This is a genomic window from Paenibacillus sp. UMB7766-LJ446 (assembly GCF_030226665.1).
GTDB classification, from domain to species: Bacteria; Bacillota; Bacilli; order Paenibacillales; family Paenibacillaceae; genus Paenibacillus; species Paenibacillus vandeheii.
This window is the reverse complement of record NZ_JASOYM010000003.1, coordinates 309802-335348: the sequence shown is the minus strand read 5'-3', so window position 1 is coordinate 335348 and position 25547 is coordinate 309802. Positions and strand designations below refer to the sequence as shown.

The window sequence follows — 25547 nt, the reverse complement described above, 5'->3', positions numbered from 1 at the left end:
TCCGAAGGAGGATGGAGTATGAACAAGCGCATCGCGCCCTATTACTGGATGACGGTTCCGGCGGTAGTATTGTTCTTCGTATTTATGACGCTGCCGGCCCTCCAGGGGATCTATTATTCTTTTACGAACTACAACGGATTTGGTAATGGTTATGATTTTGTTGGATTCAAAAACTATTTCAATCTGTTTCAGGATGACAATGTAGGCAATGCCTACTGGTTTACCTTCAAGTTTGCGATCGTTGTAACGATCCTGACGAATATTCTAAGTCTGCTCATTGCACTCGGGCTGAATGCCAAGATCAAGTTCCGTAACTTTTTCCGGGGCATCTACTTCTTGCCGAATATCCTGAGTGTATTGATCGTAGGTTACATATTTAACTACCTGTTCTCCAACGTATTTCCGATCTGGGGACAAAACCTCGGGATCAACGCCCTATCCACCAACATTCTGGGCAGCGAAAGCCTGGCATGGATCGGGATCGTGATTGTGGCCGTGTGGCAATCCGTTGCATTGAATACGATTCTGTATCTGGCGGGATTGCAAACGATCCCTACGACATTATATGAAGCATCAAATCTGGACGGCGCTGGCAAATGGCGTGAGTTCTGGAGCATTACATTCCCGCTCATTGCTCCATTCTTCACGATTAACATGGTGCTGGCGATGAAAAACTCATTGATGGTCTTTGACCAAATCGTGGCCTTGACCAATGGTGGACCGGGACGGGCAACACAGTCCATCTCCCATCTGATCTATACGGGTGGATTTGAAGGCGGCGAATATGCATATCAATCTGCGAACTCGGTTATCTATTTCATCGTTATTGCGGTGATTTCGATTCTGCAAATCCGGTTCCTGCAAAGAAGGGAGACGGATCTGTAATGAGAAGCCGTTTACGTACCAACTGGCCTGTTATGTTGTTGATTGTTCTGGGTACCTTGTTCATCCTGTTCCCTTTATATATGACGGTTACCATCGCATTGAAAAATCCGGAGCAAATGGCCCAATCGGTATTTGCCATTCCGACAACGCTTCACTGGGAGAACTTTGCAAGTGCAATAGACATGACTAACTTCTTTCAATCGTTCCGTAACAGTGCGATCGTTACTGCATCAACAGTTATACTGACCTTGCTCAGTAACTCCATGGTGGCTTATGCGATTGCGCGAAATATGGAGAAACGGAAGTTTTTCAAAGGGCTGTACTACTACTTCGTCAGCGCGATGTTCATTCCGTTTCCAATCATCATGCTGCCGATTGTTAAGCTGACTGCATCACTGGACATGACGAATCTGTTGGGTCTTATCCTGTTGCACACGGTATATGGACTCGCCTTTAACGTATTTGTATACGTCGGATACATTCGGTCCATTCCGGTAGCACTGGAGGAAGCGGCCTTTGTCGATGGAGCGACAACCTGGGGCACGTTCTGGAAAATCATTTTCCCATTGATGGCGCCGATTAGTGCCACAGTCGGTATTCTGACCTGTCTGTCCACTTACAATGACTTCCTGCTGCCACTCATTATCATTAGTGATCCGGCACAATACACGCTGCCGCTTGTGCAGTATGTATTCCAGGGTCAATTCAATACCGACTTTAACCTGGCGTTTGCGTCCTATTTGCTGGCTTTGCTGCCGATGATCATCATCTATCTGTTCGCGCAGAAGTGGATTATCAACGGGGTGACACAAGGCTCGGTAAAATAATAAAGGAGAGGTTGGGCTCATGGAGCCCAGCCTTTTTTTGTTTTTATGGCTCTTTTGCTTGCTTGGACAGGGTGATAGATATAAGTGATTGATTAACAAGGGGAACTGTGCTATTTTTTAGTCGTTAGTTTAATCGATAAACAAAGCGTAGAGAAAGGGAATAATCAACCGTTATGTAAACGCTTTAATTATTGCTGATGCTGGATTCGGCATAGCTTGTACACCATCGTCACCCAGCATGAGATTCGGGTGGCGATTTCTTTTACATGCAGCGAGGAGGAAGGGTCTTGCGAGGGAAAATGGGCAGATGGAATTCATTACGCAATCAGATCTTTGTTGGTTTTGTAATGGTGATGCTGATGGTCTTGTTCATTGCAGGCATTGTTGCCTATGATCGGGTATCCGGTCTGCTTAAGACCAATGCGGAGAAGCATATTTATCAGACGGCTGTTCAAGCCAACGGCAGATTGGATGCCCTTATTTCACAGGTGAACTCCCTGACAGCCCAAGTGGCGGATGATCCTTACGTTCAGCGTTTGCTGAGCAATGAAAAAAGCGGAGAATCGGCTACATTCAATCAGCGTCAGGCCCTTCTGCAGATTGTGGGCAGCTATCAATCCTTTATGAATGGCGTACAGAGCATGGAAATCTACACCACCAATTACAGCCGGATTTTCCCCATGGATGACCGCTCCCTGGATGTGAGGCTGGACCGGAACTGGATTACGGAAGCGGACAAGGAAAAAGGAAGGCTGATCTGGACTGGCCCCGATCCGGAAGATCCCGGCGTGATTATGGCTATTCGGCGTGTCAGCTTGATGGACCGGGCCTTTGAACATGGAGGCTACGTTGTAGTGCGGATGCAGCGCAGTTTCTTTCAGTTGAATGATCTGGATGATGCAGACGATACGCTGGACTCGATTCTGTTGGCGGATGCCAACGGGAGCGTTGTGACTTCCAATCTGGAAGCAGACCTGAATGTGGAGGCATTGTTGAGCAGTGATCGCTCCATCGTTCAGACCCGGGATGAGCCCTATATTGTGGTCAGACAGCATTCCGAAATTACGGGGTGGACCCTGGCTGTCCTTACTGCTGTGAGTGAAACAACCGAAGGAGTATCCATCCTTCGTACGGCGCTGCTCATATCCGGATTATTTGGCGTCGTTTTGTTTCTAATCATGTCCTTCCTCTTGTCGACCATGATTACACGTCCGATCAGGCGACTAATGAGGGCCATGCGCAGTGCGCGTCCGGGAGCGATGGAGCCGAATATTATGGTGAGCTCAACAATGGAGATACATAAGCTCAATGAAGTATACAATCAGATGGTATACAGGCTGAACGAGTTGACCCAGGAAGTGTATGAGAAGGAAATTATGCAGTCTCGAACAGAACTAAAGGCACTTCAGTCGCAGATTAATCCTCATTTTCTGTTCAACACGCTGGAGGCGTTCTATTGGTCACTTGAGGACAAAGGAGATGAGGAAATGGCACGTATGGTTGTCGCGATGTCCCGTTTATTTCGCTATATTATCTCCAGTCCGAATCAGAATGAATGGGTTACGCTTGCCGATGAATTGGAACACGCCGAACGTTATCTTCGGATTATGGAGATGAGACTTGGCGACAGATTGACATGGGAGATTCAACTAAGTGATAGCATGCGAATGGTGAAAATCCCCAAACTGCTCATCCAACCGCTGGTGGAAAACGCCATTCTTCACGGAGTGGAGAGCAGAATCGGACCTGGAAAGGTAAGTGTTCGTGTCGATGCATCGACAAAGGAGGGGCTTGTTCACATAGAGGTTCGGGATGACGGACCTGGTATGGATGATCAAAGGCTTCAATCTGTCGTCCACGCATTGAATGGGGGACCTGCAGTTTCCGACAAAGGGACAGGCGTGGGTCTGATTAACGTCGATCGTCGGCTGAAGCTCTATTTTGGCAATCAGCTCGGTAAAGCTTGCGGGTTGTCCGTAAAAAGTGAAATGGGTGAAGGAACCATCATTGGCTTTAATATTCCGAAGGATACGGAGGGCGCATATGATTCATGGCAAAACGATTCTAATCGTCGATGATGAGCCGCGCACACGAGAGGGCATCCGCAAGACGCTGGAAGGCTGGTCGGCTGGCCGCAATGAGATCAGAACGGCAGCTAGTGGAGTCGAGGCAGCTGAATGGCTCAAGGAACAGTCAGCGGACCTGCTGATCACAGACGTTCGAATGCCGGAGTTCTCCGGCCTGTCTCTGGTTGAAGCGGTACAGGATTATCCGAGTAAGCCTGTCGTACTGATCATGTCCGGACATGCTGATTTTCAATATGCCCAGCAGGCCATCAAGCTCGGGGTGGTGGATTATCTGCTCAAACCGATTGAGAAGGAGCAGCTGATCCAGACGGTTGAGAAAGCCCTGGAACTTGGTGAACAGCAGCGGCGCATTCAAACAATGCAGAAGCTCGTTGATCCCAAGCTGCTGGATGCCAGGGAGCGAGGAGATCAGCGACTTAATCCCCAGATCAGCGAAGCTATTGCTTATGTGGAGGCCCATCTGGGCGAGCCAGTCACCATGCGGGAAATCGCTGAGCTTTTGCATTTGAACTCAAGTTATTTCAGCGTGCTGTTCAAGGAGCAGATGGGAATTAATTTCAGTGAATATCTGACCCGCAAACGTGTTCAGCGAGCCAAGGAATTGCTCGTTCAGACCGCCATGCCCATCTCGGAGATCGCCGAGCAGGTAGGGTATCAGACGGATAAATATTTTATTAAAGTGTTTAAGAGCCTCGAAGCGATCAGCCCAAGCAAATATCGTCATTCCATTACCAATCAAGAGAATAAATAACCATAAAATAGTGGAGTTTTTCCAAATCATCCTGGTCTTATGGGGTCGGTGTACCCATGTTAGAATTTAATTAAAGCGGTTACATCAACCGAAAAAACGAATACAGGGGGTTGGGAAAATGAATAAAAAGCCCATAGCAATGCTTCTGACATTGACGCTTATCCTCACCATATTTTTAACCGGATGCAGCAGTTCGGATTCCGATGAAAAGGGTGAAGCAAGCGGTAGCGGCTCCGATGGAAAGGTGACCCTCAAGTTTATGCACCTCTGGCCAGCGGGCAGTTCAGCACAGCAGAACAAGCTGGTTAACGACATCATCAAGCAGTATCAGACTGATAACCCGAACGTAACGATCAAGCAGGAAGTGCTGGAGAATGAGCAATATAAAAACAAGCTTAAAATTTTATCCGCTTCCAATGAACTTCCCGATGTAGGGGTAACCTGGGCCGCGGGATTTCTCGAGCCTTATGTAAAGGGGAACCTGTTCGCGCCGGTGGATGACCTTATGAGTGGTCCCCTTGAAGGCAAGTTCATTGCCGGAACGACCGAGGCGTATGCCATAGAGGGCAAAACCTACGCGCTCCCGATTGAGTTGAATATATCTCCGATCTATTATAATAAGGCCATTTTCGCCAAGTATAATTTGCAGCCGCCAACAACATATGATGAGTTCCTGAATGTGGTGAAAACGCTGACAGATAATGGGGAAGTCCCCATCGCTCTTGGCAACAAGGACCGCTGGACCGGCTCGCTCTGGTATATGTATCTGGCGAATCGTCTGGGCGGGGATGCACTGGAAAAGGCTATCCAGGGCACGGGCAAGTTTGATGATCCCGCACTGATCAATGCCGCTGCTGAAGTACAGAAGCTGGTGGACATGAACGCGTTCAACAAAGGCTTCAACGGTTTGTCCAACGATGAAGGCAAATCGGAATTCATGAATGAGAAGGCAGCGATGTATCTGATGGGCACCTGGGAACTGCCGAACTATACAACCAACCCGGATGTACCACAGGAGTTCAAGGATAAGATTGGATTTTTCAAATTCCCGACGATGGAGGGTGGCAAAAGCGACATTAACAGCTGGGTCGGCGGTCCAGGTGTAGGTCTGTTCGTTGCACAGAACTCCAAGGTGAAGGATGAAGCGCAGAAGTTCGTGCAATATTTCGTGGAAAAATGGGGTGAGAGCTCCGTAACTGAGGCAGGCGTCATTCCGGCAACAAAAGTGGATACTGCGGAAGTCCAACTGCCGCAGCTCTATACTGATCTGCTGAATGAATTAAATCAGGCCAGCAGCCTGACACTGTTCGCGGATGTACAGATGAAACCAGCGGCAGCTCAGGTCCATCTGGACATGATTCAGGCCCTGTTTGGAAAAGCAGTGACTCCAGAGGAGTTTGTGAAGAATCATCAGGCAGCCATTGATAAAGGCAATTAACGGTACTACGCACAAAGGGAGGATATTCTGATGGACAAAGTCATGTCCAACCGTTTAGTCGCTGCGTTGTACGTGCTTCCCGCGCTGCTGCTGTTATTGGTCCTGATCTATGTACCGATCGTACTGACCGGATATTACGGATTGATGCAGTGGGACGGGATTGGCGCAATGACCTTTATCGGTTTAGAAAATTACACACGATTGCTTCACGACGCAACGTTCTGGCAGAGTGCCTATCATACTTTTTTGCTGGCGCTGTTCTCCGCACTGAGTCTAATCGGCTATCTTGCGATTGCACTTGTGCTGTCAGGCAAAATCAAGGGAGCCAACCTGTTTCGCAAAATATATCTTATTCCGATGCTGCTGTCATCGGTGGCTATAGCCCAGCTATGGCTTAAGATTTATCACCCAAGCAATGGCGTGCTTAACTCCTTTCTGGAAGGAATCGGGATTGCCAATCCGCCAGCCTGGCTGGCGGAGCCATCGCTGGTGTTGTATGCGCTGTTCGTGCCGATCTTGTGGCAGTATGCCGGATTTTATATTTTGATTTATTATGCTGCGCTTAAAAATATCCCGGAATCGCTGGTGGAAGCCGCCCGGATTGATGGAGCGAACCCTTGGCAAATTGCTTTTCGCATCAAGCTGCCCCTGATCACGGAAGTGATCAAAGTGACGATTGTGCTGGCAGTTGTCGGCTCGCTGAAATACTTTGATCTGATCTATGTGATGACGGATGGTGGACCGAATGGCTCCAGTGAAGTGATGGCCTCCTATATGTATCATCAGGCTTTCCGGGGATTCGACTTTGGTTATGGAAGTGCTGTCGGTTTCTTCCTGTTGGTCATCTGTCTGGTCGTCACCTGGCTGTTACGGAAAGCTACGGCATCCAAGGACACCATTCAGTACTCTTGATACAAGTGAAATGAAAGGAGGTCCATCCCTGTGAAGACGGAAACCGTGGTTCGGTTGCCAGCCTATCCGGGAACAGGTCCGGGCTCGACATTGCTGAGAAGGATCGGATATTTTCTGCTCTACAGCCTGTTGATTCTGGTCGCATTGCTGCAGATTCTGCCCTTGATTTGGCTGATGCTGTTCTCGCTGAAAAACAATCAGGAAGTATTTGATATGGCTCCGTTCGCCCTCCCCGCAACGCCGCGATGGGAGAATTATGTGAAAGTGTGGACGGAAGGCAACATTAGTCTATATTTTTTCAATAGCGTCTGGATGACGGTTGTGTCTGTCGTGTTTACCGTGTTGTTCGCGAGTCTGGTTACCTTTGCTATCACTCGTATGCGCTGGAAAGGACGTTCACTGGTGTTGGGGTTGTTCATGGTGGGTCTGATGATCCCTGTGCATTCAACGCTGATCCCGCTGTTTAGTCTGTTCCTGAAGCTTCATCTTACGGATCATCCATTGTCAGTCATTCTGTCCTACATCGCGTTTAACATGCCGATTACCATCATGATTTTGCTAGGCTTCTATTACGCCCTTCCACGGGAAGTCGAGGAAGCCGCCGTGATGGACGGATGCTCGGTCCATCGGATTTTCTTCCGTATCGTCTTACCGATGACCGCTTCGGTGATCGCTACGACGGCGATTATCAACATGATTTATGACTGGAACGAGTTTATTTTCGTGAATACGTTCATCAGCACAGACTCGTATAAGACTCTGACCGTTGGGGTACAGAACTTTATTGGGCAGTACACCACGGATTGGGGCGCGATTGGTGCAACGCTGATGATCAGCATTCTGCCTATCCTGATCGCTTTCCTCGTCCTGAGCAATCGAATCGTGGAGGGCATCGCTGCCGGATCGGTAAAAGGTTAGAACCTATGTATGTGATATGAGTCAATGGCTACCATAACCCGTGAACCCTTATATTTCCCAATCAAAGAGGGAGGTGTAAGGGTTTTTACTCATCACCCTGGGGCTAGATAAATTGAACCAAACATTTACACGATAACGGAGAGGACAGAAATAACCAGAAGAAGCGGAGCGTTCGCCTTTATCCCCAGATTTTCTCCTTTGAAAAAGGAAATCAAAAAAATCTGGGGGGTAACAGCGATCGGAAGGTTGTTCTGGCATCGGAGTAGCAAGTGTAAATAATCTTTAGTTCAATTCATATAAATGAAAGAGTTGAAAATACCTATTATTGGAATTTCAAAAAACTTTCAAGTTTTTTCGCAAAACTACTGCATTTTCAAACTACCTGTGCTAACATACCCTAAGAATTAAAGCCCACACGGGAAAGGTGAGAAAATGACAGCAATATCCTCAACCCAAGAGTCCCTGCGTTCGGATGCCAAGGATCTGAATCTGATTCGGCTAACATGGCCTATCTTCCTGGAACTCTTCTTGTTTATGTTGATGGGGAGCGTGGATACGTTCATGCTCAGTTCGGTGTCCGATAATGCAGTATCCGGGGTCGGAGCAGCCAACCAGATTATTTCCATTGCGATTCTTGTGCTGGAAGTCATTGGACATGGCGCTGCTATTGTTGTGGCACAATATATTGGTTCGAAGAAGTTAAGTGAGGCGGCACAGGTCACGGGTAATGCGATTACACTGAATCTGATTGTCGGACTGATCCTGAGCGGAGGCTTTCTTCTGTTCGGAGGACATCTGTTGACACTGCTGCATATTCAAGGTGAAATATACGATTTTGCCCGTTCTTATATAAGTATCGTCGGAGGCGGGATCTTCCTTCAGGCGCTGATTAACGCGCTGGCCGCGACGATTCGTACGCATGGTTACACCAAAGAAACGATGTATGTTTCCGTTCTGATGAACGTGATTCACGTCATTGGTAACTACGCCCTTATTTTTGGCCATTTTGGCCTGCCGAAGCTTGGTGTGGAAGGGGCAGCGATCTCCACAGTCGGCAGCCGTCTGATCTGCCTGATCATTTTCTTCTGGCTGCTCTATCGCGTCATGGAAGTCAGAGTGGAGTTTGGTTATTACATCAACCTGTCGAAGAAATTTATTGGCAAAATATTGCGGATTGGGATTCCGTCTGCGATGGAATCCATGGTATATCATTCCTGCCAGCTCGTGTTCACGCTGTATGTGACCTATCTGGGTGCAGAAGCCATGGCAACCAAGCAGTATGCGGGTAATATCTCCAGCTATATCTACTTGTTCAGCATGGCGATTGGTATGGGGACATCGATCATTGTGGGCCGGCTTGTGGGTGCGCGGCGCAAAGACGATGCGTACAAACGTGTTTTTAACAGTGTGAAATGGGCCCTTCTGGCTACGGTTATCATTGACGTGATCATCATTCTGTTCCGCGTACCGCTGATGAGCATATTTACGGATAATCCGGAAATTATCAAGCTGGGAGCTCAAGTGATTCTGCTCAGTCTTTTGCTCGAAACCGGACGTACCTGCAATATTGTGATAATTGGTTCCCTGCGTGCGGCAGGGGATGCAAAGTTCCCGGTATACATGGGTCTGATCTCCATGGTCTGCATGAGTCTGCCTCTGGGATACCTGCTCATATTCCAACTTCATCTGGGGCTCGCTGGTGTGTGGCTTGCCATTGCGGCTGATGAGTGGACCCGTGCGGTCATTATGTACTTCCGCTGGAAGAGTAGAGCTTGGGAGAAACATGAACTGGTGGAGCATGATGAGGAAGTTGGAGCTCAACCAGTGCCGGCAGTCTGATTGCTGGCAGGGAACGATAGACTTATTTGGAAAGCCGATCAAGGGATATATTCCTTGATCGGCTTTTTTTAGCAAAAATGATCAAAATGTGATGTGCAGCCTTACGTATAGTAAGGATATGGAAGGGGGCTTTACCTCAGTTGAGCCGTTACCGTGCAATGATTCAGCAAAGTTTGTTCTATATTGAAACCCATCTGCATGAGGAGATCGGGCTGGAAGAAGTGGCGTACAAGGCGTTGTTGTCGCCGTATCACTACCACCGGGTTTTCCGTAATGAGGTTGGCATGACCGTGGTGGATTATATCCGAAACCGTCGGATGAGTCTGGCGTCCACGGCCCTGCGATCGACGGATGCAGGCATTCTAGACATCTCCCTGGCTTGTGGATTTGAGAGTCAGGAAGCCTTCACCCGCGCATTCCGCAAATTATATGGCATGCCACCAGGACGTTTTCGCAAATTGTTCGATCTGAAATTATTCGAAGGAAGAACCAGAGGAGGAGAATTACAGATGAATCAGACGTCAACGATTACAGGTTGGATGTTAACCGGAAGTCATCCGCAAAATTATGAGATGGGTATTGATCCTGCCGAAGTGCACCAGGGGAAAGCTTCAGGATATTTGAAGGCAGTTACGCCGATGGATAGCAATGAGTTTGCCACAATGATGCAGCAGTTCAGGGCAGATAAGTATGTAGGCAAGCGATTGAAGTTATCGGGATTTGTGAAGACCGAACGTGTTGAAGCATTCTGTGGATTATGGATGCGAGTGGATAACAATGTCCATGACGTGCTTCAATTCGATAATATGCACGATCGGCCGATTACTGGATCGCAGCCATGGAATCAGTACAATATTGTACTCGATGTTCCACAGGACAGTGCGGTCATCTCATTCGGGGTTATTTTGAACGGCAAAGGCAAAGTATGGGTGGATAGTTTCCGGTTCGAAGAGGTTGATCTGAATACACCGCTGACACATATGGAGACAGAGTACGAGATGTCGGATGAGCCAATGAATTTGTCATTTGAGGAGTGATCAGATATGAATGCAGGTTCAACGTTAAGCTGAAGGAAGTATGGGAATTATGATATAATGCTGGTGAAGAATGGAGCTGATGCTGGATGACGGATTTGCTCGATCCACGAGTGGATTTTGTATTCAAACGTATTTTTGGAAGTGAGCAAAGTAAAGATGTTTTGTTAGCCTTCCTTAACAGCACGTTTATTGAAACCGGTGAGTCGCCTCTTACGGAAATTACACTTATTAACACGTTTACGGACAAAGATAGTCCGGAAGATAAACAATCCATTTTGGATATCAAAGCACGTACGGTGGAAGGCAAGTTAATCAACATTGAGATGCAGCTGTTTAATCCGTATAATATGGAAAAAAGAACGCTATTCTACTGGAGCGAAATGTACTCTCACCAGATCAAGAAGGGTGAAAATTATAATCTTTTGAAAAAATGCGTGACGATCAATATTTTAAATTACTCATGTCTGGACAATGAACGATATCACAATGTTTTTCATTTACGTGAAGATCATACAGGTATTGGTTTGACAGATGATATAGAAATTCATGTAATGGAATTGACCAAACTGGATCAACACCCTGTCCCTATGGACAAGGGCGGACTGGTGAACTGGCTTTTATTCTTAAAAGGAATTGATCCATCAAACTGGGAGGTGCTGGCGATGAATGAACCGATGCTAAAAAAGGCAATGGACACGCTGGAATTTCTGAGTCAGGATGCAGCTACGAGAATGGCTTATGATGCGCGGATGAAAGCACTAAGCGATGAAAAGTCGATGATAGAAGGTGCCCGTGCTGAAGGAGAAGCCATTGGGAAGGTAGAAGGTAGATTAGAAGGTAAAGCGGAAATGGCTCGTGAGCTTCTTGCACTTGGCGTAGATATGTCTGCTGTGGTGAAAGCCTCCGGGCTCTCCGCAGAGGAAATCAAAAAACTGCTGCCCAAGCAGTAACTAAATCAACACGATCCAGAGCTGATCCAAATACGGATTGGCTCTTTTTTGTTATATTTGGGGTATACAAAAAGTAGAGCGAAGTCCAAGCTGAGAAGAGGATACAGGCTTTTTTTCTATAAATCCCGTTGTTCTCGATAGCTAATTAGGCCATACCTTGTTAACATATATCCAAAGAATACTATAACTCATGACATAGATATAGAGGATGATTCCGATGAATAAAAAAGTGCTGGTCGTGGATGACGAATCAAGTATCGTTAGTGCCATTGCTTACGCGCTGCGGCGCGAAGGATATGAAGTAGAGACAGCCAATGATGGTGAGGAAGCGCTGGTGAAGGTGGCGTCATTCCATCCCCAGGTCATAATTCTGGATGTGATGATGCCCAAGCTGGACGGATACGGCGTATGCCGCAGGCTGGAGGATCGGGAAGATATCGGGATTATTTTGCTGACCGTCAAAAATGATATCGTGGATAAGATCGTCGGCCTGGAAATGGGTGCGGATGATTATATGACCAAACCGTTTGAGATCCGCGAGCTGCTCGCCCGGGTAAAGGCGCTGATGCGGCGCGTGGAAAAAAGCAGCCCATCTCCTGACGATCCTAAGAATCAGGCCATTGTCAATGGAACACTGCGCATCCATATCGCTCACCGCACGGTCATGGTGAATGAGGAGAAGCTGGATCTGACCCCAAAAGAGTTCGACTTACTCACCATTCTGATGTCCAATCCTGAGCGTGTATACACGCGGGATGATCTGCTGGACCGGGTGTGGGGCATGGAATATGCCGGGGGCACACGCACGGTGGATATTCATATTCAGCGCCTGCGCAAAAAAATCGGCGATACCGACCAGCAAAAATTGCAGACGGTATATGGAATTGGCTATAAAGCATCAGCCCCTGGTCCAGGCCTTTCGGTATGAGAGTCAGTATAAAACTGAAGTTCAGCGTCTTTCTGGCGGCGCTGCTGATCCTGACCGTAGTTGTACTCAGTTCCCTTGTATTGCGCGGGATTGAGCGCAATCAACAGACACAGATTGAGACCATTCTGTCCCAGCAGACCCGTTTGGTCAATCTGAATGTGCGGCAGTCTTATTATACCGAGTCAGTTCGTCTGGAGCAGGAGGTTTTTTTACAGCAAAATGGCCGCAGGCTGGCTCAGGAGCTAGCGAGCTCCACAGGTTTGCCCATCGCGCTTTATGATATGAAGGGGCAGCAGGTCGGCTCATCCATTGCGTCTGAGGAAAGTGCAGATATCAAAGAGACGCTAAGCTATGCGTTGCAAAATAAAATTGCTTATCACGAACAGGGGGATACGCTGCTGTATGCTGCGCCCCTGGACGGACCGGATGGGCAGATGGGTGCTGTGCGTATGCAATATCCGGTTCAGAGCTATCATGAGTTCTATGCCCGTATCTTTCAGCTGTTCATGTGGGCGGGTATTGCCGTGGTAGGGCTTAGCTTCTTTCTGGGATACCTCTTCTACAATCGTTTTGCCGTCGCCATAACTCGCTTGAAGAAATCCGCCGATTCCATCCGTGAGGGGCATTATATTGCCGAATCGCCTGTGAGAGGCAAGGATGAATTAGGTGAGCTGGGACAGGGCATTTATTATATGAGCACATCCATTCAGCAGAATATTGAAGCCATGCATGATGAGCAGCAGAAGCTCCAGCTCGCGATTGAGAAGCTTCAGGCACTGGAGCAGCAGCAGAAACAATATATCGGCAATATTAGCCATGAGTTCAAAACGCCGCTTACAGCGATCAAGGCGTATGTGGAACTGCTGGACATGTATAAGGATGATCCGCAATTGCTGGATGATGCCACGAACAACATCGGCAAAGAAACCGAGCGGTTATACGAAATGGTTGAAAAGGTTCTTCATCTGTCTGCTCTGGAAAAATATGATTTTGAGAATCAGGCGGAGGATGTGGAGGTACGCGCTTTGCTGGAAGACGCCTGTGGCCGAATGCGGGGCAAAGCCGAGAAGTTTGCGCTCACGATGGAGCTGAACCTGCAGCCTGCGATCATTCGCAGCGATCGGGAGAGCCTGATGCAGATTTTCATTAACCTGCTGGATAATGCCATTAAATATAACGTGCCGGGAGGTGTTATCAGGGTAAGCAATGAACTGCGAATGCAGGAGCATCAAGCGGTTATTCGCATCTTTAACTCTGGTACGCCGATCCCGGATGAGGCGCGGGAGAAAATCTTTGAACCCTTTTACACCGTCAACAAAGACAGGGCCAGAAAAACCGGGGGAACCGGGCTGGGACTATCACTCGTCAAGCAATTTGTAGAGAAGCAGGGCGGTACGATTACATTGCTGTCTAACGATCCGAAGCATAGGGAAGGTACGACGTTCCAGTTGATTTTTCCTCTGGCCGATTCGAGTTTACAAGTTGGAAACAAGTCTGAATAACTTTGGAAGTATGCGGTGTGTATGCTTGGTCTATAGAAAGCAATCAGGAGGGACCATGATGAATTGGAAACAGGCGGCTATGGGCACACTCGGGGCAATCGTCCTATTGTCGGCAACAGCATGCGGGGGAACAACGGAGCCAGGGGGCAACCCACAGAACGGGAAATCAGGCACGGATATTACGGTGAAGGATAATACAAATACGTCGGTGTACCAGAGCTTTAAGTTGGAGAAAATCGATAAACTGCCGAATATGCGCGGGGTAGCGTGGCTAAGCAATGACTGGATTTTGTCGGATAAAGTAAACGAGTCCATGAAGCCTGTCACAGTAGAGGGTGAGAAACGTTATCCGCATAACTTATACATGTATGATTTGACGAAGGGCACCGATTCACCTGTAAAAGAAAGTGAAGTCAGTCTGGGTTCACCACTCGTGTCCCCGGATAGTCAGTATATTTTCTACAGAGAACCGGAGGAATCGACAGGCAAAGGCTTCATTCTGAATCTGAACAACGGGGAAGTGATACCGGCTGGTCAGGACGACGGTTTTGTATTCGAAGGTGCATGGCTGGATAAGGAGCATGTCGTTTTCCCAAACATGAATGGGGATATCGTATCAGCGAGTGTGGATGGAACGACGAAAGTGATGGTCAAGACGGGGAACTTCAATGTAAGGAGCGTCCGCGTTTCGGGTAATGTGATTTACTACATCACAGGCACAGACGGGCAGCTGAACGCCTACGATACGAAGACCGGTGAAGAGAAGCAGGTGCTAAAAAGTGTGGAATGGGTCATTCCATCCAATGATGGTTCAAGACTGGCGATTGTGAAAAAAACAGCCGATACCAAACGGGCGCTGGTGCTGACCGATCTCGATGGAAATGAGAAAGCTACACTCGCCAGAGGCACGCAAATCTTCGGTACGAGTTGGTCTGGTGACGATTCCAAAATCGCCTATACAATTAATTCGGAGAGTGATGATGAGAAGGGGCTGTTCGTCTCCAATACGGAATCGGCGGAGCAGTTCCAGATCTCGGCTGATATGGATAACGCATCTGATCCGCTGAGCTGGAGTCCGGAAGGCAATCGGATTTTGCTGTCACAGTCCGTGCAGGAAAATGAATCCTACCACTTTGTTACCTCGGTCATTACGATTTCGCAGTAAATTCATTGAACAGAAGCAGATCAGCAGAGCGAGCCTGACTCATAAGGAGTTGGGCTTTTTCTGTACCTTTAACAAAGGTGTTCTGGGTTATAATGAGGAGACGAGAAGTGAAGGGGGACATGATCATGGATGAAAAAGACTGCCGTTTGCTGTTGAGCATTTCGGAAGAGAGTAGTCTGACCAAGGCTGCGGAGCGCATGTTTATGACCCAGCCGGCTTTGACATACCGTTTGCAGCAATTGGAGAAGGCATTTGGGGTACCACTCATCGATAAAACGTTAAAAGGTGCCAGATTTACTCCCGAAGGAGAGCATCTGGCCAGCTATGCTCGTAAAATGCTCCATGAACTTAATCAAGTCAAGGAACAGCTATCGAACATTCGTAATGAGGTTAAGGGGACGCTGCGCCTGGGGATTGCCAATCATTATTCATTGTACAAGCTTCCTCCGTTGTTAAAGCAGTTCAAGGAGCTGTACCCTGAGGTTCAGTTTGCGGTAACCTGTGCTCTGAGTGTAGAGGTTATGGAATTGTTGATGCGGGATGAAATTCAGGTGGGTGTCATTCGGGGGGAGCATCCATGGTATGAAGGGAAACATCTGCTGCACGATGAACCAGTCTGCATTGTATCCCGTGAACCCATTGACTTGGATCAGCTTCCAGAGCTTCCGCAAATTGCATTTCAGGAACCCTTGACGAAAACAGGCGGTTCTCCCGTGAGCCCATTCCGAGAAGGCGTAGCGGCCTGGTGGTATGAACGCTATGAATGTGCACCAACCGTAGCGATGCGTGTAGACAGCTATGAGACCTGCAAGGAGATGGTGCGGTATGGCCTTGGCTATGCGATTATCCCGGGCATCTTCGTGTCAGCTTCGGATGGCCTCCATCAGCAGGAACTGATCCGTCGAAACGGACAGGCAGTGAGGCGGAATACGTGGCTTGTGTATAAGGAAAGTGCGCTGCAACAGGCAACGGTGAGCCGCTTTGTGGACTTGATGAGAACGGCAGGAACACAGCATGTTGTGGATGGAGGTTAGATGCAGGCATAGGAAGTAAATGGATTGCTTTATGCATAATTATCCGTTATTTTCTCGTTACAAAAGGCATCTTACTGTTCTTGGACAGTATCAATCTCGTGACGAATATCCATTTGAAGGATGTACATATATTCAAAATGTTTAAATACGTAGTCTTATTTTATGTGCAAATAAACCAGTAATTTACTGACATCTGATGATATCCATATGTTAATTTCAAGCAAGCCCATAAAATTTTTTATGGGCTATTCCTTAATTTTTTTGAATTTACTTATGGCTCGGTCAAACATACAATATATCCAATCTGATTGTATATTTATTCGATTAAATTGAATATAGAAATGCTGTATTTGGAGAAAGGCGGCAAAATAATATGTATCCTGACCCTGCTCATATGAAGCAAAAGATCAAAGAAACCGTAGATCGGCTGGATCCCGACTTGCGGGAATTATCCCTGCGTATTCACGCTAACCCTGAGCTTAGCTTTCAGGAAGTCCAAGCCCAACAATGGTTAACCGAGCCGCTGGAAGCAGCCGGATTTCAGGTGGAAAAAGGTATATCCGGCCTTGATACCTCGTTCCGCGCTGTATGGGAAGGCCAACCTGGCGGACCCACGATTGCACTGCTCGCCGAGTATGATGCGCTGCCCCGCATCGGACATGCCTGCGGACACAATCTGATCGGAACCTCTGCTGTAGGTGCAGCACTGGCGCTCAAGGAAGCATGTCCTGAACTTCCGGGACGGATCATCGTTCTTGGCACACCGGCTGAAGAAGAGGGCGGCGGCAAAATCATTATGGTGAACGATGGCGTATTTGATGAGATTGATGCCGTCATGATGTGTCACCCGCAGCAAAAAACGATGGTACTGAGAGGTGCGCTGGCTTGTGTGGACGCAACCTTTACGTTCCACGGTAAACAGGCTCATGCGGCCTCGTCTCCTGAGAAAGGCATTAGTGCACTGGATGCCTTGGTCAATGCGTATGCGGGAATTAACTCGCTGCGTCCTTATTTGAAGGATGATGTTCGGGTGAACGGGATTATCACCAAGGGTGGGGATGCGCCTAATGTGGTGCCTGAGCTGGCTGAAGCTGTATATATCATTCGGGCGAAGACCGTCGAAGAGCTGAAAGTCGTCATGGACAAAGTATATCGTGTCGTACGCCATGCTGCGGAAGGCGTTGGAGCTGAGGTAGATATTACGGAAGGCCTCATCTATGCTGAGCGAAATAATAACAAGTCTCTGGCAGATCTGTTCCAGCAAAATTTGGAGGACATGGGCATTGAAGTGCATGATCCACCGCAAACGGGCGGTGTCGGTTCCTCGGATATTGGTAACGTAAGCCAAATCACTGCCGCGATCCATCCGTATATTCGTTTAGGTGACGCGACAACACACACGCCTGAATTTGCCCGGCTTGCCGGAGCAGAGGAAGGCATGATCGAGCTGAACCGTGCTGCGAAGGCACTTGCACTTACGGCGTTCGATCTGTACGCAGACAAGACAGCATTGCAGCAGGTACGGGATGAGTTTGAAGCGTGGAAACAACAGAAGGGCGAGGGATGATGAATTGGAAAACATAACAAAACAACCACAACAACGGCGTAAATGGTTCAAGATGCCTCATACCTTCGTCATTTTGTTCATTTTGGTACTGGTCGCTACGGTTCTTACCTACATCATTCCCGCCGGGGAATTCGATCGTGTGAAGGATGAAGCCACAGGCAAATCATTGCTTGTCCCGGGTTCGTACCATCATGTAGAAGCTAATCCAACGGGATTATGGGATATTCCCAAGTCCATTGTTCGCGGACTGGTGGATTCCGCTGACGTTGTATTCTTTATTTTTATCATCGGCGGAGCGTTTCAGATCATTACGAGCACGGGCACGATTGAAGCTCTAACAGGCCGGGTAGCCCGTTCGTTCTCGAATAAGGGGTTATGGGTCATCCCGGTGTTTATCACCTTGTTCTCTGTGGGCGGGTTTACGATGGGCATGTCCACAGAGGTGATGGTCTTTGTACCGATAGGTATCGCCATCGCGCGTGCGCTGGGGTATGACGCTCTGACCGGTACGGCGATGATCTCATTGGGAGCCTCATGTGGTTTTACCGCCGGACTGCTTAATCCGTTCAACGTAGGACTGGCTCAGGCTATTGCAGAAGTTCCGATTTTCTCGGGCATGTGGCTGCGCGCAATTATTCTGGTGTGTCTTATCGCCGTTACCAGTATCTATATTATGCGTTATGCGTCCAAAGTGAAATCTGATCCCGCCCGCGGTTTGGTGCATGAACTGGAGCAGGAGCAGGCAGCAGATGCGCCTGCAGTAGATTTGAACAAGCTGCCAACGATCCGCATCACACATATCCTGACCATCATTACCATTGTAGCCGGATTTGCCCTGTTGATCTGGGGTGTATCGAAAGAAGGCTGGTGGATGGAGGAGCTGGCGGCTCTGTTCCTAAGCATGGGTGTGATCGCTGGTCTTGTCTCCGGGTTCGGTCCTAGTCGGATTGCAAGTGAATTCGTCAAAGGGGCAAGCGGAATTGCCTATGGTGCCTTTATCATCGGTCTGGCGAGAGGCATTATGGTTGTGCTCGACCAGGGGAACGTGATTGATTCCGTTGTATACGGAATGTCTACGCTGGTTGGCGAGCTGCCGTCATCCGTGCAGGTGCTGGGCATGTACTTCTTCCAAAATGTGATGAACGTGTTCATCACATCGGGTACAGGCATGGCCGTGACTACGATGCCGATCATGGTTCCATTATCTGATCTGCTTGGGGTTACCCGTCAGACTGCCGTACTGGCGTTCCAGTTCGGGGACGGATTCACCAACATGATTTTGCCAACCTCTTCTGCGTTAATGGGCAGTCTGGCTGTATCGGGCATTCCGTATCAGAAATGGGTTAGATTTTTCTGGCCGTTGATGGTGATGTGGATTGCTATGGGAATCGTATTTATGCTTATCGCCAATGCCATTCAGTATTCTTAATTCTTCAATATAAGACGAGTGGCGAAAAATGTATTCCATAACTTTCATCCCTTTCTATACATTTATATTGACTAAGCTATTCCGCTTCCGATAAACTAGAATGCAGGAATAAAAGTCGAATGTTCAAAGCAGCAGTTCGAGACATTGTTTCGGACGGCTGTTTCTTTTCTTTTTCATAAGCAAGGTTGCAACGTTGTAGTCTTGCCGGATGATCCGGCCAATAACAACATGGAATAGGAACAGGTGATACACATGTGTAACAGCGCGTACCGCGTGCTTTTATATTATAAGTTCGTGAAGATTGAAGACCCTGAGACGTTTACGCAAGAACATCTGCAATATTGCAAAGATTTGGGTGTGAAAGGCCGTATTCTGATTGCAGCGGAAGGCATTAACGGCACTGTATCCGGTACGCCGGAGCAAACGGAGCAATACATGAAGGATATGCACGCCAATCCGCTGTTCAGCGATATGGTGTTCAAGATTGATAATGTCGAAGAGCATGCGTTCAAAAAAATATTTGTTCGTCACAAAGCCGAGCTGGTTACGTTCCGCGTGGAGGACGATTTGGACCCTAACGTAACTAGCGGTAAACGGTTGTCGCCAAAAGAATTTTACGAGCATCTTCAACAGGAGGATGTCATTGTAATTGACGGGCGTAATGACTACGAGTACGAGATTGGTCATTTCAGGGGAGCGATCCGTCCTGACGTGGAATCGTTCCGTGAATTCCCAGAGTGGATTCGGGAGAACCTGGGTAACATGAAGGACAAAAAGATCATTACCTACTGTACTGGCGGTATCCGTTGTGAGAAGCTGACCGGGTTCATGATTAACGAAGGTTTCCAGGACGTGGCACAACTTGAGGGCGGAATCGTGACCTACGGCAAGGATGATGAAGTACAAGGTCGTTTGTTTGATGGCAAATGTTATGTATTTGACGAGCGTATTTCCGTGCCGATTAACCGGACGGATGAAGATATCGTGATTGCCAGCTGTTATCACTGTGGTACGACGCATGACCGTTACATTAACTGTCCAACCTGCAACCTGCAGCATGTATGCTGTGAGGATTGCGAAGAGACGCATAACCGCTTTTGCTCGGATGCCTGCCGGGAGGCAGCACCGGTAACCGCATAAGCAGGGAGAGCAGGTGCTGATCGTGAAGCGCGAAGAGGAACGAACGACGCGTGAACGGATTTTGTTCATGCTGAAGCAGCAAGGCACAATGACCGCAAGGGAAATGACAGCCGAGCTTGGTCTGACCGGCATGGCGATTCGCCGTCATCTGACGGCACTGGAGCAGGATGGATGGATTGAGGTTCGGGAAGCAAGAGCCACAGCCGGACGCCCATCTTCCGTATACCATTTGACGGTACGCGGGGATAATTTTTTTCCAAAATCATATTCATCACTGACGTTGGAACTGCTGGAGGAACTGTCCGATTCAGCGGGTAGCGGTGTCGTGGATGCATTGTTTGAGAGCCGCCGGGACAAGCTGCTTCGTAGTGGATTGCCGCAGATGAAAGGCCAGGACCTGGCAGGACGTGTCGAGGAACTCGCGCGCATTCAGAATGCAAACGGATATATGGCCGATGCTTCCACGGAAGAGGATGGCACCTATGTACTGACCGAGCTGAACTGCCCTATTGTGCAGGTAGCGAGTGTTTATAAACAGGCTTGCCGCTGTGAGCTGGAGCTGTTTCGTTCATTGCTGCAGGCGGATGTGGAGCGCACTGAATGCTATGCGGACGGTGGTAAGAAGTGTACGTACCAGATTCGCGAAGCGGCTGGGAATTAATAGGTTTGAGAGAAAAGGGATTGTTTCGATTCGTCGAAGCAGTCTTTTTTTTGTTAAAAAATGACGTAATAACGTTATATTAAGTATTAGTTACGTGTTATAATTGAATTAACATCCGGTGCAGTCTACATCCTTATATTTGTTTGGAAATTCAACAAATATATATTGTTAATTTTGCGCATAGGAGTGAACAATGATGAATGAACTGCTTGATCCCAAGAACGATTATGTCTTCAAACGAATCTTTGGAAGCGAAGAGAACAAGGATGTGCTTCTGGCTTTTCTGAATCATACCTTCAAAAATGCAGGTGAATCCTTACTGACCGAGATTGTGTTGATCAACCCTTATCTGGACAAGGATACCCCGAGAGATAAACAGTCCATTCTTGACATACGGGCCAAAACAGATCAAGGTGAGCTAATTAATGTTGAAATGCAGTTGTTTAATCAGTATGATTTAGAGAAGAGGACTTTGTTCTATTGGGGTAAACAATACTCCGGACAATTACTTGAGGGACAGAGATATAGCCAACTCAAAAAATGTGTTGTGATTAATATTGTTAATTTCAAAATGCTCGATAATGACCAGTACCACAACGTATTTCATTTAAGAGAAGATCATACCGATATTCCACTGACGGATGTTATAGAGATTCATTTTATGGAAATACCAAAGCTGAATGATGAAAATATTCAAATGAAGGATGGACTGGTGCGTTGGCTGTTATTTCTGAAAGGAATGACTAAATCAAGCTGGGAGGCGTTAATGATGCACGAACCGGAACCGGCTTTGAAAAAAGCCATGAGTGTATTGGAGTTTCTGAGCCAGGATGAGCAAGCACGTCAACGATACATCGACCGTCAGAAATTTCTATGGGATGAAGCTTCCATGATTGAGGGCGCACGAGAAGAAGGTCTCAAGAAAGGCCTGGAGGAAGGCATCCAAAAAGGAATTGAAGAAGGCATCAAAGAAGGAATCAAAGAAGGCATCAAAGAAGGAATCAAAGAAGGAGAAGCAGAGAGTAAACGAAAAATTGCACTCAATATGCTGTCTCTGGGCATTGAGTTGGACATCATCATCAAAGCTACCGGGTTAACACCTGTTGAAATTGAAGAATTACAGACAGAACAAAAATAAGCTGAGGCCAGTATTCATCGGGAGAGATGGACAGTGGCCGTTCCCCTAAGACTTTCCGCTTGATTTGCGGAGGTCTTTTTTTGTTTTATGTAATGTTTTCTCTCACGTATCTGTAATGAAACCAAATTGGAAGCGGTTCTACCATTGACGGGAATCAGGTCGCACCTTAATATTAGGGAAACAATAAAATATCAACACAGGTCATGGACTTCAGTCGCATGAGGAAAGTCTATATTTGTCTGCTTTTGTCGATCAAAGCAACAATGCGTTGAAGCGTTCGTTTTGTCTCGCCCTATCGTGTCACTTGGATAACGACGAGGGTATCAATATTTTAGTAGATGGAGAGGGGTTTCACACATGAAAAAGAAATTCTGGATGTCCTTAATGATGGTTACATCAATGATCGTAGCGGCTGGTTGCGGAAATAACAGCGGCGGTAGCACAACGACCGAGGGATCAGGCAGCACAACAAGTGAAGGCACTGCGGAGAAATCGTATCGCATCGCGATCTCGCAGATCGTTGAGCATCCATCGCTGGATGCCACACGTGAAGGATTTATTGCAGCGCTGAAGGATGCGGGCCTTGAAGAGAACAAAAACCTGACGATTGATTACAATAACGCGCAAGGGGATTCAACAAACAACCTGTCCATTGCCCAGAAGATTGCGGGAGATTCCAAAAATGACCTGGTCCTTGGGATTGCAACACCATCTGCACTGGCTCTGGCTCAGCAAGTAAAGGACAAGCCATTGCTGTTCGCAGCGGTGACGGACCCGCTGGGTGCCAAGCTGGTGAGTGACATGGATAAGCCAGGTGGTAACGTAACGGGTGCATCGGATACGAATCCGGAAGCTATCGTGCAGTTGGCTGATTTTATCGCCAAATATTTGCCGGATGTGAAGACGGTAGGTCTGGTTATCAACGAGGGCGAACCGAATGCGGTTGTAATGGCGAACAATGCGGAGAAAGCGCTGGCGACACATAATATCAAGCTGGTCAAAGCACCCGTAACAAACACATCCGAAGTTAAACAGGCAACCGATTCTCTGGTTGGAAAAGTGGATGCCTTCTATATCACGCTGGATAACTCGGTGGTTAGTGCAGTGGATACAATCATCCAGACAGCGAACAAAAATAAAATTCCGTTCTTCTCCAGTGACCGCGATACCGTGGAAAAAGGGGCTTTCGCAACCGTAGGCTTCAAATACTACGATCACGGATATCAGGTTGGTGAAATGGCTGCGGACATTTTGAAAAATGGTACAAAACCGGGTGACATGAAAGTCACCGTACCGGACAAGCTGGATCTGATCCTGAACCTGAAGGCTGCTGAAGCTCAAGGCATCACCGTTACCGATGAGATGAAGGCAGAAGTGAAGGATCAGGACAACAACATTATTCAATAACCTGACCGGAGGATCCTCCGGCAGTACGGATGCGAGGCGGACGTGCAGGCGGGTTCGCCTCATTCTTTTCGATAGACAGGGAGGAAGCAATGTGAATTTGACTTGGGGTTCAATTGAAGGGGCAATCGAGCTTGGATTGTTGTATGCACTGATGGCACTGGGTGTATATATTACGTTCCGTATACTGGACTTCCCCGATCTCACCGTAGACGGAAGTTTTACAACAGGAGGCGCAATCGCGGCGGTCATGATATCCAACGACTTCTCTCCTTGGCTCGCTTGCTTGGCAGCAATGGCTGGAGGTATGTTGGCTGGAGCTTGTACAGGTCTGCTGCACACCAAAGGCAAAATTAACGGGCTGTTATCCGGTATTTTGATGATGATTGCCTTATATTCGATTAATATGCGTATTCTTGGCGCACCGAATAAATCCATTATGGGCATGGACAACCCCTTCTCGGGTGAGCATGTCATGATCATCATTATTGTGGTTGTGCTGGTGTTCAAAATCATGCTGGATCTGTTCATGAAAACAGATATTGGTCTGGCCCTGCGCGCAACAGGTGACAACAAACGCATGATCCGCAGCTTTGGTGCAAATACGGATGTCACCACCATTGTTGGTGTCAGTCTGTCCAACGGACTTGTTGCCCTGTCTGGAGCATTTATTGCACAGCAATCCGGTTTTGCAGACATTACGATGGGGATTGGGATGATTGTCATCGGACTGGCCTCCGTTATTATCGGGGAAGCCATTCTGGGTGCAAGAACCGTATTTTGGGCCACACTGGCGGCCGTCGTCGGTTCAATTATTTACCGGATTGTGGTCGCGATCGCACTCCAGGTGGAATGGTTCGACACATCCGATCTGAAGCTGATTACCGCGGTGATTGTTATTATCGCACTTGTTTTCCCAACTATGCAGCGCTCCATGAAGCAGAAAAGTTTGGCTCGCAAACGAACTGAAGAGCTTATGGGCTCGGCGGGCCAACAGGCGAAGGGAGGCATGTGATCATGCTTGAGATTACACAAGTGACCAAGCTGTTTAATCCGGGAACTACGGACGAGAAAACTGCGCTGGTCGGCGTGAACCTGACGATGAATCCGGGAGACTTTGTGACGGTGATTGGCAGTAACGGCGCGGGTAAATCAACGTTGATGAACATTATCTCAGGGGTGATGAAGCCCGACATGGGTGATGTGCTGATCAATGACCGTTCCATCAAAAGCCTGCCTGAGCATAAGCGCAGCAGCTGGATTGGCCGCGTCTTTCAGGACCCGATGGCGGGTACGGCACCGCATATGTCCATTGAGGAGAACATGGCGATGGCGTACAAACGTGGCAAAGGCCGCGGACTGGGCTTTGGAGTTACCCGCGCCAGACGGGAGATTTTCAACGCCCAGTTGGAGAAGCTCGGTATTGGGCTCGACAAACGCCCCAATGCCAAGGTTGGTCTGCTATCCGGTGGTGAACGCCAGGCGCTCAGCCTGCTGATGGCGACATTTACCCAGCCGCAGATTCTGCTGTTGGATGAGCACACGGCTGCGCTTGACCCCTCCCGTGCGGAGCTGATTACTGCATTGACCGAAACGCTTGTACGTGAGATGAGACTCACTACCCTGATGGTCACACACAATATGGAACAGGCCATTCGTCTGGGCAATCGTCTAATTATGATGGATAAAGGCCGGATTATTCTGGACGTTAGCGAGGAGCGAAAGCGCACGCTGACTGTACCGGAGCTGTTGGGTGAATTTGAACGTATCAGCGGCAAAAAAATGGCGGATGATCGCGTAGTGCTGGGTTAAATTCTGGGATCACCTTGCTTGCGATCAGCGAAGAGAGCCCGTCCATCTCAATACAAAACCTTTTGCGTTCTCGCAAAGGGTTTTTGTGGTATGTTGAAATAGAATAAGGACTACAATTAGTTA

General features: G+C 48.0%; 23 protein-coding genes. 22 read left to right on the top strand and 1 reads right to left on the bottom strand.

The window, feature by feature from the left end:
• The first annotated feature begins 18 nt into the window (after positions 1 to 18).
• From QP794_RS09550 to QP794_RS09520, 7 genes are all read left to right on the top strand, one after another.
• Complete coding sequence (locus QP794_RS09550; protein ID WP_024629816.1) at positions 19 to 885, top strand: carbohydrate ABC transporter permease; 867 nt, start codon at positions 19 to 21, stop codon at positions 883 to 885.
• Entirely contained in the window at positions 885 to 1712 is an 828-nt protein-coding gene (locus QP794_RS09545; RefSeq protein WP_024629817.1) for a carbohydrate ABC transporter permease, read from the top strand. The genes QP794_RS09550 and QP794_RS09545 overlap by 1 nt, the downstream gene beginning before the upstream one ends.
• A 287-nt stretch (positions 1713 to 1999) precedes the next feature.
• A complete protein-coding gene (locus QP794_RS09540) occupies positions 2000 to 3790 on the top strand; it encodes a cache domain-containing sensor histidine kinase (protein ID WP_350338856.1) in 1791 nt (596 codons plus the stop codon).
• Positions 3756 to 4550 (top strand): response regulator transcription factor, encoded by a 795-nt coding sequence (locus QP794_RS09535; RefSeq protein ID WP_024629819.1) that lies wholly within the window; start codon positions 3756 to 3758, stop codon positions 4548 to 4550. Before QP794_RS09540 ends, QP794_RS09535 begins: the two co-directional genes overlap by 35 nt.
• A gap of 118 nt (positions 4551 to 4668) precedes the next feature.
• Positions 4669 to 5988 (top strand): extracellular solute-binding protein, encoded by a 1320-nt coding sequence (locus QP794_RS09530; protein WP_285075973.1) that lies wholly within the window; start codon positions 4669 to 4671, stop codon positions 5986 to 5988.
• Between the two features lie 30 nt (positions 5989 to 6018).
• Positions 6019 to 6900 carry a carbohydrate ABC transporter permease gene (locus tag QP794_RS09525; protein WP_024629821.1) on the top strand — a complete coding sequence of 294 codons (882 nt, stop codon included), beginning with the start codon at positions 6019 to 6021 and terminating at the stop codon, positions 6898 to 6900.
• 45 nt (positions 6901 to 6945) lie between these two features.
• The gene (locus tag QP794_RS09520; protein ID WP_483311896.1) at positions 6946 to 7818 is read left to right on the top strand and encodes a carbohydrate ABC transporter permease; all 873 of its coding nucleotides are present in this window, start codon (positions 6946 to 6948) and stop codon (positions 7816 to 7818) included.
• A gap of 48 nt (positions 7819 to 7866) precedes the next feature.
• On the opposite strand, the gene QP794_RS09515 is transcribed toward QP794_RS09520, so the two are convergent.
• Complete coding sequence (locus QP794_RS09515) at positions 7867 to 8076, bottom strand: hypothetical protein (protein ID WP_285075972.1); 210 nt, start codon at positions 8074 to 8076, stop codon at positions 7867 to 7869.
• 174 nt (positions 8077 to 8250) lie between these two features.
• Here QP794_RS09515 and QP794_RS09510 point away from each other — a divergent pair, with 174 nt between their 5' ends.
• The 15 genes from QP794_RS09510 (at position 8251) to QP794_RS09440 (ending at position 25424) form a co-directional block, all read left to right on the top strand.
• Positions 8251 to 9657: an MATE family efflux transporter gene (locus tag QP794_RS09510; RefSeq protein ID WP_285075971.1), complete on the top strand. Its 1407-nt coding sequence runs from the start codon at positions 8251 to 8253 to the stop codon at positions 9655 to 9657.
• 140 nt (positions 9658 to 9797) lie between these two features.
• The gene (locus QP794_RS09505; protein ID WP_285075970.1) at positions 9798 to 10694 is read left to right on the top strand and encodes a helix-turn-helix transcriptional regulator; all 897 of its coding nucleotides are present in this window, start codon (positions 9798 to 9800) and stop codon (positions 10692 to 10694) included.
• A gap of 86 nt (positions 10695 to 10780) precedes the next feature.
• Positions 10781 to 11644, top strand: coding sequence for an Rpn family recombination-promoting nuclease/putative transposase (locus tag QP794_RS09500; RefSeq protein WP_285075969.1), 864 nt, complete (start codon positions 10781 to 10783; stop codon positions 11642 to 11644).
• A gap of 217 nt (positions 11645 to 11861) precedes the next feature.
• Positions 11862 to 12572 carry a response regulator transcription factor gene (locus tag QP794_RS09495; protein ID WP_285075968.1) on the top strand — a complete coding sequence of 237 codons (711 nt, stop codon included), beginning with the start codon at positions 11862 to 11864 and terminating at the stop codon, positions 12570 to 12572.
• Positions 12569 to 14074, top strand: a complete 1506-nt coding sequence (locus QP794_RS09490; protein ID WP_285075967.1) for a sensor histidine kinase — start codon at positions 12569 to 12571, stop codon at positions 14072 to 14074. The genes QP794_RS09495 and QP794_RS09490 overlap by 4 nt, the downstream gene beginning before the upstream one ends.
• A gap of 55 nt (positions 14075 to 14129) precedes the next feature.
• The gene (locus QP794_RS09485; RefSeq protein WP_285075966.1) at positions 14130 to 15239 is read left to right on the top strand and encodes a hypothetical protein; all 1110 of its coding nucleotides are present in this window, start codon (positions 14130 to 14132) and stop codon (positions 15237 to 15239) included.
• Positions 15240 to 15364: 125 nt separating this feature from the next.
• Positions 15365 to 16273, top strand: coding sequence for a LysR family transcriptional regulator (locus QP794_RS09480; protein WP_285075965.1), 909 nt, complete (start codon positions 15365 to 15367; stop codon positions 16271 to 16273).
• Positions 16274 to 16667: 394 nt separating this feature from the next.
• Entirely contained in the window at positions 16668 to 17840 is a 1173-nt protein-coding gene (locus QP794_RS09475; protein ID WP_285075964.1) for a M20 family metallopeptidase, read from the top strand.
• A 4-nt stretch (positions 17841 to 17844) separates the two neighbouring features.
• Positions 17845 to 19269: a YfcC family protein gene (locus QP794_RS09470; RefSeq protein ID WP_285075963.1), complete on the top strand. Its 1425-nt coding sequence runs from the start codon at positions 17845 to 17847 to the stop codon at positions 19267 to 19269.
• 252 nt (positions 19270 to 19521) lie between these two features.
• A complete protein-coding gene (trhO, locus tag QP794_RS09465; RefSeq protein ID WP_285075962.1) occupies positions 19522 to 20409 on the top strand; it encodes an oxygen-dependent tRNA uridine(34) hydroxylase TrhO in 888 nt (295 codons plus the stop codon).
• A gap of 13 nt (positions 20410 to 20422) precedes the next feature.
• Complete coding sequence (locus QP794_RS09460) at positions 20423 to 21070, top strand: helix-turn-helix transcriptional regulator (protein WP_144424559.1); 648 nt, start codon at positions 20423 to 20425, stop codon at positions 21068 to 21070.
• 196 nt (positions 21071 to 21266) lie between these two features.
• Entirely contained in the window at positions 21267 to 22208 is a 942-nt protein-coding gene (locus tag QP794_RS09455; protein ID WP_285076471.1) for an Rpn family recombination-promoting nuclease/putative transposase, read from the top strand.
• A gap of 357 nt (positions 22209 to 22565) precedes the next feature.
• On the top strand, positions 22566 to 23615 hold the full coding sequence (locus QP794_RS09450; RefSeq protein ID WP_285075961.1) for an ABC transporter substrate-binding protein: 1050 nt from the start codon (positions 22566 to 22568) through the stop codon (positions 23613 to 23615).
• Positions 23616 to 23766: 151 nt separating this feature from the next.
• Positions 23767 to 24627: an ABC transporter permease gene (locus tag QP794_RS09445; protein ID WP_483311895.1), complete on the top strand. Its 861-nt coding sequence runs from the start codon at positions 23767 to 23769 to the stop codon at positions 24625 to 24627.
• Positions 24628 to 24629: 2 nt separating this feature from the next.
• The gene (locus tag QP794_RS09440; RefSeq protein ID WP_024629838.1) at positions 24630 to 25424 is read left to right on the top strand and encodes an ABC transporter ATP-binding protein; all 795 of its coding nucleotides are present in this window, start codon (positions 24630 to 24632) and stop codon (positions 25422 to 25424) included.
• The last annotated feature ends 123 nt before the right edge of the window (positions 25425 to 25547 follow it).